Genomic DNA, 14111 nt, shown 5'->3' with positions numbered 1-14111 from the left:
CTAGGCCTGGGCGCGGTCTTCGCTGACCCGGCGTGGCACGGCGATGCGACGGATGCGGAATTCGCGAAAGAGCGAAATCAGATTGATCGCCAGGATCAACAGGCCGACGGCAAAAATCAGCATTGCAATCTCGCCGGCGACTCCACCACTAAACGCCTCGCTTAACGTCCACATCCAGTTGCTCGCATGCACCACCGTGTAGTTGTTGGGCACGCGGCCTTGAATGGCCACATCAAAGATCGCCGGCAGAATGATTCCGGCAAAGAAAACCAGGGTGGCGGCCAGCAGCGGCGCGACAAAGGAGGGGCCGAATCGCTTCAAAAACGGCATCGACACTAAGCGGATCACACCAAGGTAACCCAACAAGTAACCCGCCATGATCGCTGCAAAAAACACCGGCGGCGTGTCCGCTGAACTGCGATTGCCAAGCCCGGATTGAATGCTGATGGCACCGACACCGGCCAGCACCATCAGCCCAGCGATGCCGGTGGCGACGACGAACATGAATCCTGTCCCCGGGCCCGGTGTCCACCAGGTGAACAACATCCGTGTGGCATAGGTCGACGGCAAACCACGGCGGACACGGGGGCTGAGTTCAGGGGATTCGCCACACATGAAGATGCCGACGAACAACCAGAAAATCCCCAACTGCATCGCACCGACGTTGGCCCAGTCCGGTTCGCCGGTCGACCAAGCGGCGTAGGAAATCGTGATGATCCACAGCACTTGCTGCGCGAACAGGATTCCCCGCAACCGTGTGGATCGGTTCTCTGTGATCGGCGCAATGCGGGCCGCTGCAGCCGACAGAAACAGCACCACAAAGGAACCGGCCATCACAAACGAAATCAGAAATCCGAACCAGGTACCGCTCCAGTCCTCCGGCAACACCAGTGAGAACACCATTCCACAACAGGTGAATTCGACGAACGTGATGAACGCGATCAGCCCGACCAACAGGAATGTTTGCAGGGTGCGACCAGTCGCCAGTGTCGAAAGCAACAGTCCCAGCGACGTCAACACGAGAGCGACGATGAAGACGATCGCCACCACCAAGATGATGGTCAACAGCCCGATGCCGCGCAGCAGATAACAAAACGCCAAGCAGGGCACGATGGCAGAAAAATAGATCATCATCTGCAGCACGGCGCTGTTCATTTTGCCCGAGACGATTCGCCAGGCAGACAGACGCGTGATCGCCAGCATCTCGTAGGTGCCCTCGTCCAGTTCGGCAGCCAGCGAACGAAAGGCGACGATCGGTACAAAGGCAAACATCGACACCGACAAGATCAGAAAATAACCGATCATCAACGTGTCGCCGCTGGGGATGTAGTAGACATCAGGCGCGTTGAAAACGATCCCCAGGATCGTCCATGCACAAGACGCAGCCAGCAGACAAAAGAAGGTGAATAAAAACTGTTTGCTCTTGAGCGATTGACGGGCCTCCTTGACCAGAATCGGGTTCAAGACGCGTGTCACACGCTCGGTGATGCGGTCGACACCGCCCCAGAAACCGTGGCCGTCGGGATCGAGCGCCAGCGCGGGATAGGGAATCGATTCGCCACCACCCCCTAAGGAACTGTCGCCCAGGGCGCTGCCGGCGACCGCTGCACTGGAGTTGCCATTTGCGCCGGCGGCCAGCGGCGGGCTGGACGAATTGTGATCGGTCATTGCACACGCCCCGATGTGACTTTCAAAAACAGATCCTCTAGCGATTCGTCGATCAACCGATACTCCAGCACGCTCACGCGGGCATCACACAAGCGATGTAGGACTTCGGTTTGTCGGCGGCGATCGCCGGTGATGCGAAATCGCAGCGTGTGTTCGGCCTGGATCACATCCGAAACAAAATCCAATTCGGATAGGACGTCGATCGCGGGTGTCAGTTCACCGTCGATGACCGCAATCAGATCGCGGTGTGTTTGCGAGCGATTCTTTAAACCGGCGACGGTGTCATCGGCCAACAATCGGCCTTGTTCGATGATGCCGACGCGGTCACACATCTCGGCCAATTCGCTGAGGATGTGACTGCTGATCAGGATCGTTTTTCCATCGGCGGCCAAGGATCGAATGATGTGCCGCAATTCGATGCGCGCTCGTGGGTCCAGGCCTGCGGCGGGTTCATCCAAGATCAATACGGATGGGTCGTGGATCAGCGCGCGGCCCAAACACAATCGCTGGCGCATTCCTTTGCTCAGTCCTGTGATCGGTTTGTCGGCCATCGAACGCAGACCGGTGAAGTCCATCACCCAGCGCATTCGCCGTGTCCGTTCGCGACCGATCAGCCCGTTGGAGCGGGCAAAAAAGTCCAGGTATTCGGCACAGTTGGTGTCGCTATACGAACCGAAACTGTCGGGCATGAACCCCAGTCGACGGCGGACGCGATCCGGATCGTTGACCGACGACAGCCCCTCGACGAATGCATCGCCGCTGGTCGGCAATTCCAGTGTTGCCAGGATTCGCATGCTGGTCGTTTTGCCGGCACCGTTGGGACCGATGTAGCCGAACACGCTGCCGCGCGGTACCAGGAACGACACATTGTCGACCGCACGGGTCGTACCGAACAGTCGCGTCAACGATTGCAGTTCAATCATCGGCCCCTGCCAAGACAGGTGCGGCGTTGCCGTGACCGTTTCGGCGGTTGGGTTGGCCAATTCGATCATGGCAGCATGCCTCCGATCAGCTGGACACAATCTTCTGGGACGCATTGGCGGAGTGCGAACTGATCGGCCGCAACATCGGTCAACGCGACAAACGAGCGTGTCGGCGGTGTTTGGACAAAGTCGCTGAATTTGGTCTCCATCCCGGTCCGATCATTCAGCGAGGTGCGCGCCTGATAGGGCACCGGCAAATCAGACGTACTGGGATCGATCACGTCGTTGGCGATCTGCGGGAACAGATTCTTGTTCTCGCGATTGAGCTGTACGGTCGCACCGGGCGGAACATGATTGGATTGCCAGTAAATCCCGTCCGGATCGCGAACCATCACCCGGTGCAGTGGGGTGGACAGCCGGTTGGTCAACGTGACCGTGGAAGCATCGAATTGCACGTCGATCGGAAACGTTTGCTCGCTGGGTTGTGTCACTAAGTAGTGGACCTGCGATCGAGTCGGCAGGAAATCGCCCGAATAAATCCGCTGGTCGCCCTGTTGTTGAATCAGGTAGTCGCCCGGTCGCTGCCCACTGGCGACGTTGTAGTTGTAGTTGTTCATCAATGCCGAATGGTGAACCGGTAAGACCATCGTGTCGTCGGGAAAACGCAATCCTTGTTGGTTGTCGACGACGGTGTAGTACGTCTGACGCGATTGGTTGATCGCTGGATAATGTGACTGGTCATCCGCCGCATTTTGTGTCGGGTGTTTTCCGTCCAGCCAAGTCAGTTGCCGTACCCGAGCGCGATTGTCAAATCCATCGGACAGAAACGCGTATAGGAACAACCCCAAGGTCACGACCAAAGCCATCGCCGGGGCAAGGAAATACAGCAGGTACAATCGAGCCCGTCGCCGGAGCGTGAAGTACAGAACGGGCCCCATCACCAGCACAAACAAACCGTTCAAGATCACAAATGCGGTGACCGGTGGCTGGCCGACCGCGGACATCAACCAAGCCCAATAGCTGTCGTTGCCGGTGGAGTAATCCACGCCATTTCGCTGCGACCATTTTTGTTGATCGGTTTCCAGTCCCTGCCACAGTTGAAACGAGCCGGGAAACGGATCTGGATCGTCGATCAAAACGACGCGTCCGAGCCCATAAGAGACGACGCCGATTTTGGCTTGCAGTTCGCCGGGTTTGAGCACTTCGACCATCGGGTTTTTTGCCGACATCAGATCTTTGTAGACGGCATTGCGAGTGGTTTCGTTATTGCCCGACGCGTTATAGGCATAGGAGTTTTGGTAGTAGCTGCCATAGCTCCACGGTTGGTACTCGATCGGCGAGGTGTCGTTGTTGGTCCCCAGCGATAGATTGCGTGCGGGTTTTACCGGGAACTGCAATGCAGCGCTGGATTGCTTGTCGGTGACCGTCAACCAATCCGATGACTTTGTCGCAGTGGATTGCGGCGGTGCGGCGTAGGCCCAAATCTGGCCGCCTGCGGAAACCCATCGCTGCAGCGCATCGCTGTGCCGGGGCTGGTCGGATTGAATTCGCTTCAACACAGGAAACGGAGCCAGGATCAGATCGAGTTGGCTGTATCCCAACCATGACGTTTGCAATTCGTCTTCGTCTAAAATTCGAAAGCGGACCCAACTGTGCTTGAGTTTGTCGATGTAGTCCCGCGACTGTTTGTCGTCCAAGCGTTTGACATCCGCCTGGTCGTCGATCGGTCCGCCGCCGATGACAGTCACGATCGAGCGGACGTCGGGGAACGTGGCCCAGGGTTGGCCGGAACTAGCTGCGTCGCGCGGCACAATGATCCCGATCGACACGTGTTGGCCCCAATCCTTGGCCAACTGGGAAATCCCCATCGACGAAGGGAATTTACCGACCCGCCGTCCATTTTCCTGAATCTCGACCCAACAGGATTCCCAGCGATAGAAGTGTGGCACCAAAATTGAAACGTCATGGGTTTTGACGCCTTGAGGAACGGTCACGTCGCAGGTGAACTGAAAATCCAGTTCGGTGTGATATTGAGTCCGCGGTCGAAATTGAATCCGCAGTTGCCGCTGGGCAGAAAATGATTTGCCGATCGCATTGAATCGCAGGGTGACCGGTTGAAAACCTTCGTTGCCCAAACGTTCGGTTAACACAGACATCGAAAATCCAGCGGCGGCGGGATTCGAGGGTGCCACACCAAGCTGAATCTCTTCACCACGCAGCGGTTGCAAGGCTGTCATCCAGATCCCCGCAACAACCAGCACCCATACTCGAATCATTCGTTGGTCTCGTCGGTTGGGATGGCTTGGACGGATGCGGCGCCAGGGGCATTGGAATCAGTGTCGGAATCACCGTCGCCGACGATCTTGCGGACCGGCATGACGGCGGTCGGGACGTAAACGACTTGTGGTGCGTCGGGTCCCATTGCTGCGGACCCGATGGTCGAGAACAAGCTGGCGGCAGAGAACGTGCCAACATACATCAGTACGGGGACCACGATTGCAGCCAAGGCGATCGTCGTCAGCACGGCCCAGGTCTGGCCGTTGGTGACAGCCTGTTGCACGATCCCCATTGCGACGGCGCTGGCGGTGACCAACCCGATCAACCCACTCAGCGAAATTTTTGGCAGGATCGGTTCGGCTGCGACGGGGTCAGACATGTCAGCTGGTTCAACGGTATCGGTGGACAAGAGTCACCAAGATACCAAATCCCGATCTGCCGCGAGTCCAATAAAAAACGGCCCGCACGAGTTTCCTCGCGCGGGCCGTTTCGTTTCACTGTCGTCGATCGTCTGGGTCGGCGATCGGAGACCAGATTAGTTTCCGCAGTTGGTGCATCCAGCGCCGGTCGCCATCGGGGCAGCAGCTGCTGCTGGTGCGACAACCGAAGTGCCGTAGCTGCACACAGGAACTTGGATGGTGGTCGGAACTTGTCGACACACTTGCACTTGAACTTCTTTCATCGTCGTCACGGGAACGCAGACGTTGTAGTTTTCCTGAACCTGTTCGGTCACGTTTTCGCAAACGGTGACGTTGTAGGTACGGGTGCGAGTTTCTGGGACACAAACGGTGTAGCTGACTTCGCGCTGACGGGTTTCCGTTTCCATGCGAGTCTTGTTCACCGTGCGGGTGCGTTGCTCGGTCGTGTAGGTCGTCTTGGGAACCATGCGGGTGCGGGTTTCAATACGAGTCCGTTGAACCGGGACGCTGCGAGAGCGGGTTTCGGTCGTCATGGTGGTGACCGGAACGGTGCGAGTGCGAGTTTCGTTACGGTACTTGGTAACGTTACGAGTTCGCTCTTCCTGACGAGTCCGTTGAACACAAACCATGCGGGTGCGGGTTTCGGTGCTCATTTCGGTGTAAGGAACTTCGCGGGTGCGAGTTTCGGTACGGCACTTGGTGACCGGAACCATGCGGCTGCGGGTTTCGGTGGTCATGACCGTGTAAGGAACTTCGCGGGTGCGATCTTCGGTGCGGCACTTTTGAACATTGATCGTGCGGGTGCGCGATTCGGTGGTCATGGTCGTCACGGGGACTTCGCGGGTGCGAGTTTCCATGCGAGTGCGTTGAACCGGGACTTCGCGGGTGCGAGTTTCGGTGCTGTACTTGGTGACGTCACGGGTACGTTCTTCGGTGCGGCACTTTCGAACCTGCACGGTTCGGCTGCGTTGCTCGTTGCGGTACTTGGTGACGTTGATCGTACGCGTGCGAGTTTCGGTACGGCACTTGGTGACGGGCACCATTCGCGTTTTCGTTTCGCAGGTGTAGCTGGTCGTGGTGTAGGTGTACGGCTCTTGCGTGACCTGTTGTTGGTAGGTCGTGACAGGAACTTGTTTGCAAACCAAGTTCGGCACGTAAACCTGACGATAGCTCACGGTCGGAGCACAGGGGCTGCTGCAGCCGGCACCGCCGACGATACCAGCCGATCCACCACAACCGCTGTCGCATCCGCCACAGCCGCTAGTGGCAGCACCGCATCCGCCGCATCCAGTGCTAGCAGCACCGCATCCGCCGTCGCATCCGCCGCCGCAACCAGCGTCACCACCACATCCGGCACCGGCACTGACAGCGGGGCTGCTGGTGACGGCTTGGCATTGGTAGCTACCGTGGTCTTCGGTGACGGTTTTCATCGTCGTCACGGGCACGCACTTGGTCACGCTGCGAGTGGCAGTGTGTGTTTGTGTAACCGGAACACGCACGGTGTAGGTCTGTTCGACCTGTTCCGTGTAAGGAACCTGCACAGTGTATTCTTGCGTCACTTGCTCGGTGTAAGGAACGCAAACGGTGTAGGTTTGCTCAAGCGGTTCGGTGTAAGGGACCTGGACCGTGTAGGTTTCTTGTTCGGTGCGAGGCACTTGAACGGCGTAGGTTTGCGTCACCGTGTCGGTGTAGGGCACACAGACTTGGTAGCTTTCGGTGCGGGTCGAGGTGACCGGCACGCACACCGTGTAGGCCTGTTCGACCTGTTCGGTGTAAGGAACTTGAACCTGGTAGGTCTCGGTCCGCGATTTTTGAACGGGCACGCTAACGGTGTACTGCTGTTCGACCTGCTCGGTGTACGGAACTTGGACGTCGTAGGTCTCGGTTCGCGTTTTTTGAACGGGCACACAAACGGTGTACTCTTGCGGCACTTGTTCGGTGTAAGGAACGTTGACCGTGTAGGTTTGCGGTTCGGTGTAAGGCACGCAAACGGTGTAGTTCTGTTGAACTTCCGTCGTCTGTGGAACTTGCACGCAGTAGGTCTGTTCGACGGTGTCGGTGTAAGGAACACAGACGCTGTACTGTTGTTCGACCTCGGTCGTCACCGGGACCTGCACCGTGTAAGGCACTTCTTCGGTGTAGCCGACGGGCACTTGAACTTGGTAGGACTCGGTACGGGTCTGAGTCGTCGGTACGTTGACCGTGTAGGTCTGTTGACGGGTTTGCACTTTGGCAACGCGTCGGGTTACCGAACGCATACGACTGCGTGTTTCGGTTTGATAGGTCGTGGTCGGAACCATGCGGGTTTCCGTCGTCATTTGCGGTCGCATGACGGTTTGCGTTTGGTAGGTCACGGTCGGCCCACAGGCCGCACCACAATCACCGTCGACAACGGCGCCACTGCCGCTACCGCTGGCGACACCGCCACCGGAGACGCAGCCAGAACCGCTTGCGCAGCCGCCGCATTCGCCACATCCGGCAGAAACGTTAGCCGCGAACAGGAGCGCGGCGCACAGTCCTGCGATGGATCGAAACATGTTTGTAGTCATTCGAGGGAGTCCTCCAATTTTAGTCTCACAGCCAGTGAGCCAGCGATGGAAATACGAGAGAGTTTTTAACGGCTGCGTAGTTTGGGCTACGGCCCAGCCCCTTGAATTTAGACCTGCGCATACCCCTGTCAACAATCCGCCTGTTACAGATTGGGTAATTTGCGAAGATTACTTCGCTGGCATGCATAAAGATGAATTGTTGCGGTATTTCCGGCTGGCTGTCGCATTAATCTTGGCAGCCAAAAAAGAAAGCCGGATCACGCCGCGGAGGTCAACAATGGGCTTCGGGCCCGAATGGAGGCGTTGGACTGCGATCGCACCGCCCGAACTACGGGCAGATGAACGGACCACAATGTGGGTTGACAGGCAGCTGAACCGGTTTGGCGGAGGAAACCGATGTTTTGGCGCGCAGTAAAGGTGGTTGATCACGCGTTTTCTCGTATGATTCCAAGTGGAGTCTTGCCGATGAACACCCGTGTTGTGCAGACAGATTGATCGGTGAACACTCAGGAACGGCCCAAGGCGAGCCGTTTCAACCCGTTTTTACTTTCGTGGTCAGAGACGTCCTATGACTCGATCCACTCATCCCTCCGGCACCGGCAACCTATCCGGTGGTTCCGCTTCGGCTGAGCAGTCAAAGCGATTGATTTGTGTCGGCCCCGCCGAGACATTGCCGCGGGGGTTCTCCGACGACGACGTGCTTTTGCTCGATTCGTCGCAAACGGTCTTGGATCAGTTGTCGGACCCTGCCATCGAGGGAGTCTGGATTGCCCGCGAACTGCTGCCCGAATTGGGAGAATTGCGGGGGCTGTGCCAAAGCGGTTTGATGCTGCGCGATCTGCCCGAGGGCGCTGCGCTACTTGACCAAAAACTCCGTGTGCTGTGGGCCAACCGCCGGCTCAAGAGCTGGGCCGGTAAATTGGATGACGATCCGGTCGGCGAAACGATCTACGAACTACTCGGTAATCCGGGTGTCATGGGATCCGATTCCTGTCCCTTCCAGACCGCCCTGTCGACCGGCGAAGAAACCAGCGGCACCTTCCAGACCTCCGACAGCCAATTCTTTCAAGTCCGTGCGGCGCCGGTCGGCGACCACTCACCGGCCACGCAGTTGGTGGTCACCGTCGGTGACATCACCGAAGAAATCCTGCAGCAACAGAAGCTCGCGGCGATCCACCGCGCGGGGCGCGAACTGGCCGATCTGCGGCCCACCGAAATCTACCAGATGGGCGTCGACGAACGCATCGATCTGCTCAAAGACAACATCCGTCACTATCTAACCGATCTATTGAATTTCGACGTCATCGAAATTCGCTTGCTGGAACAGGCCAGCGGAAATCTGGTGCCGCTGCTAAGTGTCGGCATCGATCAACAAGCCGCCGACCGACAATTGTTTGCCCACCCACAGGGCAATGGCATCACCGGCTATGCCGCTTCAAGTGGAACCAGCTACCTGTGCTACGACGTCGTCAACGACCCCTTGTTCCTGCCCGGCGTGGCCAACTCGCGCAGCTCGTTGACTGTGCCACTGATTCTAAATGACCAAGTGCTCGGCACGATCAACGTCGAAAGCCCCGACGTGGCCGCGTTCAGCGAAAGCGACCTGCAGTTTCTAGAAATCTTTGCCCGCGACATCAGCTTTGCACTGAACACGCTGGAGTTGCTGGTCGCCCAAAAAGCCGACACCGCTCAACAGAGCTGCAATGCAATCCACAGTGCCGTGGCGATGCCGGTCGACGAGATCCTGAACGACGCGGTCAATGTCATGGAAGACTACATCGGCCATTCGCCGGAAATGGTCGATCGCATCCGCCGAATCTTGCGCAACGCCCGCGACATCAAACAAACGATCCAACAAATCGGACAGCGGATGACGCCACTGGAAGCGGTGCCGCCGGGGATCGCATCGAACGAGCATGCGATGTTGCGAGGCAAACGGATCTTAGTCGTTGACGAAGATGGCACGGTTCGCGAAGACGCGCACACGTTGCTGGAACGCTACGGGGCAATCGTCGAAACCGCGCAGCGCGCCGATCAGGCCGTTCTAATGGTTCGCAACGCCGGTGATGACAGCCAGTACGATGTGATCATCAGCGACATCAAACTGCCCGAATACAGCGGGTTTCAATTGATGATGCGGCTCAAAGCCATCATCGACCCGGTGCCGATGATCTTGATGACCGGATTCGGCTATGACCCCGGGCACTCGATCGTCAATGCTTTGCAAAACGGACTGCACCCCAAAGCCAAACTGTTCAAACCCTTCCGGCTGGATCAATTGGTCGATGTGGTCCAAACCGTGCTGCAAGCCAACGGCGCCGTTCCCGACCCGAACCCGGTCGACGACTCCGTCGACCAGCAATTCAATCGCGTTTAGCGGTCGCCGGCCAGGATTCCTAAACCGCTCGCGGGGCCGCATAGGGATTGACCTGAGAGCGCGCCCGTGGCCTGACCTGGAGATGCGCTGGGTGACTTCGCGCCGCCGGGTCGCCATAGGTCAGATCACCGCCGCGGGCGATGCCACGGATCTGATGGGCCAATTCGATGGTCTGGCGATAGCGTCGCGTGGACGAGAGTTGGCCTAGCCCCAGATCGCGATACGACAACGGGAACTCTTGGGGGCCATCGCTGGTGCGAACGACCAAGATCACATAGTGCAATGCGTGCACGCAGCCAGCCGGACGCACCGATTCGGTCTCCACATCAATGATCGACTCCGGCGGAAACCAGTAGCGAGCAAAGTCGCCTTCCATTTCAATGCCATCGTCGCTGACTCGGATCAACATCACGTCCTCCGCCGTTTCTAGCTTGCTCGCCGCCCAGTTCTCGCGGGGCACCCACTCGACCAGGCGGGCGTTGTCGATCCAGGACTGGCCGCTGCGTGATTTACACACCGACCGCAGTCGCCGCACCAGGACACGGTTCATCGGCCATTCGGGATAAGCCGTCGCCCAGCGCACTTGCACCACCAGCACTAACACCAACCCGATACCCAACAGCCACAGCGCGGGAACCGGAGCGAACCAAAACACGACGCCCAGCACCGGAATCAGCGAACCGACTAGCAGCGTGGGGATCAGCAACAGACAAGCGTTCAGAAACAGTTTCCAGCCCAACGACAGGACTTGGCCGGCATCGCGATCGGCGATGGGCGTGATCGTCGCCAAGTGGTGTGACGGTGTGGCGTGCTGTGTTGTGGCGTGGGGGGCTGTCGCGGTGTGTTGCATGGAAAGCAGGCGGCGCTGTGTGCGTTTTGAAGTTGCGCTTTTATGGTAACCCGACCGGGCTGTTGATTTAATTAGCCGGTCGCTAGTTGGTGTGGAGGATTTATCCGACCGGCCTGATTCTTCGCAGAAAACCCTCACCCGAGTCGGATAAATCCTCCACACCAGCGCCGTTGAAGTGACGCGTCGGGTTACCAAAAAACAGGGTCGCAGTGGAGCACCGCAGGATACACCGGATGCGTCAATCCTTTGGTCGCAAACGCAGGGATTTTGGTGCGACAAACCACTCGGCGTGCAAATCTTTTGCCGGTGCTGTTCAGAAGAGCCAGCAAGGCACACACTTTGGCACGGGTTTTCGTCAACGCATATTTTTCACCCGATCGTGATTCCGTCGAGAAAGAATTGAAATGGATTTAGAGAGCGCTGCGGTCGAATTGGTCGAACTGCTGGCGGCACAGCAGCAGCAACTGGTGCTGGCCGAAAGCTGCACCGGGGGGTTGGTTGCGGCGACTTTGGCGACGGTGCCGGGGGTTTCCCAGTGGCTGAGCGGTTCGATGGTGGTGTACCAAGACGCATCCAAGGTCAAATGGCTGGGCGTCGCGTCCGATATCATCGAGCGGCACACGTCGGTCAGTGCGCCGGTGGCCCATCAGATGGTGGGCGGCGCGTTGCACCAGACGCCGCAGGCTGGCATTGCCGCCGCGGTGACCGGTCACCTTGGACCGGATGCGCCGCCGGGGATGGACGGGGTCTTTTTCTTAGGCGTCGGGCTTCGCGGCCAGTCGCCGCGGACCTGGCAGCTGGAGCTGAAGGCCAATAAACGCGTCGGACGTCAACGCGAGGCGGCTCAGGCGGTGATCGACACGCTCGTCCGGGTGCTCCGCCGCGGTGCCACAGACAAGTGACCGACGGGGGCTGTCCGGGTCGATCCCATGGCAGCTAAAAAAAACTTCTTGGCAAGTTGCACAATTGGCGTTGACGATTTCGCCGAGTTTCTCAATATTCTCGACTCTTCGAAAGCCGATTAGGTTTTTGAGAAGTGGGAGAATTTGCCGCCGAGGTTCGTAATGCCTCGGGCCCGGTGATTTTGCTAACACCACCCGACCTCCTTTGAGTCGTGACCATATGGGTAAGAAATCAAAGCGGTATCGCGCCGCACTCGAAAAACAACCAGCCAATCCGCTTCCTTTGTCGGAAGCTGTTGAGACGCTGAAGAAGTACGACTCGACCAAGTTTGATCAAACGGTCGAAGTCCACATGCGATTGGGAGTTGATCCCAACCAAGCTGACCAAATCATTCGTGGTTCGCTGGTTTTGCCGCATGGAATCGGAAAAAAGCAACGTGTCGTCGTTTTCGCGAAAGGTGACGCGGCCAAAGCGGCCGAAGAAGCCGGTGCGGATGAAGTCGGCCAAGACGACTTGGCCAAGAAGATCAAAGACGGCTGGACAGACTTTGACGTCTGTATTGCTGCTCCCGACATGATGGGCCTAGTCGGCCCGCTCGGACGTGTGCTCGGCCCGCGTGGCCTGATGCCCAGTCCTCGCGCCGGAACGGTCACGCCGGATGTCGGCAAAGTGGTTGCGGAATACAAGGCCGGGAAGGTCGAGTTCCGTAATGACAAGGGTGGCAACGTCCATGCAATGGTCGGAAAGATGAGCTTTGATGCCGACAAACTAGTCGACAACATCAATGCATTCGTCAATTTCGTCAACGGCATGAAGCCGCAAGCCGTCAAGGGCACCTATCTCAAGGGCGTCGCTATCTGCGGGACAATGAGCCCGAGTGTGCGAGTGACTTGCTAGTCGGCGATTTCGAACATTCAATCCAGTGAATCAATCTGATGAGTAAGTACGTCAAACAACTCGTGACCCGCGACATCCAGCGGCGGCTTGATGGTGTCCAAGACGCCGTTTTGGTCAACACCGTCGGGATGGACGCGAACACGACTAATGAACTTCGTAGCGAACTGGCCGAGAAGAACATCACGATGTTTATCGTGAAAAACTCTCTGGCTCGGCGCGCTACAGAGGGAACTTCGTTGGCTCCGGCCTTCGAAGGCGCCAGTGGCCCCGTGGCAGTTTGCTACGGCGGCGAAGACTTTGTGTCGCTGGTCAAGGAAGTTGTCCGTTTGGACAAGGACGGCGAGAAGTACGAGAACTTTGTCGCTAGCGGCGCCGTCATGGACGGTGAACAGCTTGATGCCGATGGTGTCAAAGCGGTCAGTAAATGGCCCAGCCGTGAAGAACAAGTCTCGATTCTTGTCGGACAGATTCTCGGACCAGGATCCACGCTATCCGCCGCGATGCTGGGACCTGGGAAGATGCTGAACAGCCAGCTGAAAAAGATCAGCGAAGGCGACGAGTAGTCGGCCGCCGCAGCTATCGAACCCCCAAATCGTTTTACAAACAACCGACCATTCGTTTTTTAAGGGAAACCTGTCATGTCTGATGAAGCCACTGCGGTCGCTGAGTTCAGTGCCGAAGCAAAAGAAATGGGCGATAAGATCGCCGAAATGACCCTCAAGCAAGCCAAAGAGCTGAGCGACTACCTGAAAGATGTCCACGGCATCGAGCCCGCCGCTGGCGGTGGTGTCATGATGGCTGCTGGTGGTGGCGACGGCGGAGCTGCCGAAGCTGTCGAGCAAACCGAATTTGACGTCATCCTGACCGGATTCGGCGACAAGAAGCTGAACGTTGTGAAGGTCGTCAAAAACCTGACCGGCGCTTCGCTGATGGAAGCCAAGAAGATGGTGGAAGGCGTCCCCGCGACCCTGAAAGAAGCCGTCTCCAAAGAAGACGCTGAAAAGGTCAAAGCCGAAATCGAAGAAGCTGGCGGTAGCGTTGAACTGAAGTAGTTCGACCTGTTCCCAGCCTTCACCGGCACATCAAGACTCTGCGTGCTTGAGCCCCCTCGGCGCTCAACCGCAGAGTTTTTTTATGCGCCGACCATCACCAACAGCACGACGCGCAAGTGATGATGTTGCGCTAAACTGCCGGTTCAACTCGAATGGATCGGCAAATCGCTACTTCGATCTCTACGCCAACGGCGTT

The 14111-nt window shown here is 57.7% G+C and carries 11 protein-coding genes; 5 read left to right on the top strand and 6 right to left on the bottom strand.

Annotation, left to right across the window (positions count from 1 at the left end; translation table 11 throughout):
- The 5 genes from NHH03_RS24860 to NHH03_RS24840 all read right to left on the bottom strand — a co-directional run bounded on the left by NHH03_RS24860 (position 1) and on the right by NHH03_RS24840 (position 7824).
- Positions 1-1668 (bottom strand): hypothetical protein, encoded by a 1668-nt coding sequence (locus NHH03_RS24860; RefSeq protein ID WP_253160867.1) that lies wholly within the window; start codon positions 1666-1668, stop codon positions 1-3.
- The gene (locus NHH03_RS24855) at positions 1665-2591 is read right to left on the bottom strand and encodes an ABC transporter ATP-binding protein (RefSeq protein ID WP_253160952.1); all 927 of its coding nucleotides are present in this window, start codon (positions 2589-2591) and stop codon (positions 1665-1667) included. Before NHH03_RS24855 ends, NHH03_RS24860 begins: the two co-directional genes overlap by 4 nt.
- A gap of 65 nt (positions 2592-2656) precedes the next feature.
- On the bottom strand, positions 2657-4867 hold the full coding sequence (locus NHH03_RS24850) for a hypothetical protein (RefSeq protein ID WP_253160865.1): 2211 nt from the start codon (positions 4865-4867) through the stop codon (positions 2657-2659).
- Entirely contained in the window at positions 4864-5247 is a 384-nt protein-coding gene (locus NHH03_RS24845) for a hypothetical protein (RefSeq protein WP_253160864.1), read from the bottom strand. The genes NHH03_RS24850 and NHH03_RS24845 overlap by 4 nt, the downstream gene beginning before the upstream one ends.
- 156 nt (positions 5248-5403) lie before the next feature.
- On the bottom strand, positions 5404-7824 hold the full coding sequence (locus NHH03_RS24840) for a hypothetical protein (protein ID WP_253160862.1): 2421 nt from the start codon (positions 7822-7824) through the stop codon (positions 5404-5406).
- 580 nt (positions 7825-8404) lie between these two features.
- On the opposite strand from NHH03_RS24840, the gene NHH03_RS24835 reads away from it, so the two are divergent.
- Positions 8405-10213, top strand: coding sequence for a response regulator (locus NHH03_RS24835; RefSeq protein WP_253160860.1), 1809 nt, complete (start codon positions 8405-8407; stop codon positions 10211-10213).
- Positions 10214-10232: 19 nt separating this feature from the next.
- Here NHH03_RS24835 and NHH03_RS24830 read toward each other — a convergent pair whose 3' ends face one another.
- Positions 10233-11063 (bottom strand): hypothetical protein, encoded by an 831-nt coding sequence (locus tag NHH03_RS24830; protein ID WP_253160858.1) that lies wholly within the window; start codon positions 11061-11063, stop codon positions 10233-10235.
- 404 nt (positions 11064-11467) lie between these two features.
- On the opposite strand from NHH03_RS24830, the gene NHH03_RS24825 reads away from it, so the two are divergent.
- From NHH03_RS24825 to rplL, 4 genes are all read left to right on the top strand, one after another.
- Positions 11468-11965 carry a CinA family protein gene (locus tag NHH03_RS24825; RefSeq protein WP_253160856.1) on the top strand — a complete coding sequence of 166 codons (498 nt, stop codon included), beginning with the start codon at positions 11468-11470 and terminating at the stop codon, positions 11963-11965.
- 220 nt (positions 11966-12185) lie between these two features.
- A complete protein-coding gene (gene rplA, locus NHH03_RS24820; protein ID WP_253160854.1) occupies positions 12186-12863 on the top strand; it encodes a 50S ribosomal protein L1 in 678 nt (225 codons plus the stop codon).
- Between the two features lie 38 nt (positions 12864-12901).
- Positions 12902-13426, top strand: coding sequence for a 50S ribosomal protein L10 (gene rplJ / locus NHH03_RS24815; RefSeq protein ID WP_253160852.1), 525 nt, complete (start codon positions 12902-12904; stop codon positions 13424-13426).
- A 75-nt stretch (positions 13427-13501) separates the two neighbouring features.
- Positions 13502-13915 carry a 50S ribosomal protein L7/L12 gene (rplL, locus tag NHH03_RS24810; RefSeq protein WP_253160850.1) on the top strand — a complete coding sequence of 138 codons (414 nt, stop codon included), beginning with the start codon at positions 13502-13504 and terminating at the stop codon, positions 13913-13915.
- Positions 13916-14111: the final 196 nt, after the last annotated feature.

This window comes from Stieleria tagensis (genome assembly GCF_024129865.1).
Taxonomy (GTDB): domain Bacteria; phylum Planctomycetota; class Planctomycetia; order Pirellulales; family Pirellulaceae; genus Stieleria; species Stieleria tagensis.
The sequence above is the reverse complement of the archived record's forward strand: the minus strand, read 5'-3'. Positions and strand labels throughout refer to the sequence as shown.

Coding starts and splice junctions, on each gene's coding strand:
- NHH03_RS24850 (WP_253160865.1), bottom strand. CDS start 4,867: ATGATTCGAGTATGGGTGCTGGTTGTTGCGGGGATCTGGATGACAGCC.
- rplA (WP_253160854.1), top strand. CDS start 12,186: ATGGGTAAGAAATCAAAGCGGTATCGCGCCGCACTCGAAAAACAACCA.
- rplL (WP_253160850.1), top strand. CDS start 13,502: ATGTCTGATGAAGCCACTGCGGTCGCTGAGTTCAGTGCCGAAGCAAAA.
- rplJ (WP_253160852.1), top strand. CDS start 12,902: ATGAGTAAGTACGTCAAACAACTCGTGACCCGCGACATCCAGCGGCGG.
- NHH03_RS24860 (WP_253160867.1), bottom strand. CDS start 1,668: ATGACCGATCACAATTCGTCCAGCCCGCCGCTGGCCGCCGGCGCAAAT.
- NHH03_RS24825 (WP_253160856.1), top strand. CDS start 11,468: ATGGATTTAGAGAGCGCTGCGGTCGAATTGGTCGAACTGCTGGCGGCA.
- NHH03_RS24830 (WP_253160858.1), bottom strand. CDS start 11,063: ATGCAACACACCGCGACAGCCCCCCACGCCACAACACAGCACGCCACA.
- NHH03_RS24835 (WP_253160860.1), top strand. CDS start 8,405: ATGACTCGATCCACTCATCCCTCCGGCACCGGCAACCTATCCGGTGGT.
- NHH03_RS24840 (WP_253160862.1), bottom strand. CDS start 7,824: ATGTTTCGATCCATCGCAGGACTGTGCGCCGCGCTCCTGTTCGCGGCT.
- NHH03_RS24845 (WP_253160864.1), bottom strand. CDS start 5,247: ATGTCTGACCCCGTCGCAGCCGAACCGATCCTGCCAAAAATTTCGCTG.
- NHH03_RS24855 (WP_253160952.1), bottom strand. CDS start 2,591: ATGATTGAACTGCAATCGTTGACGCGACTGTTCGGTACGACCCGTGCG.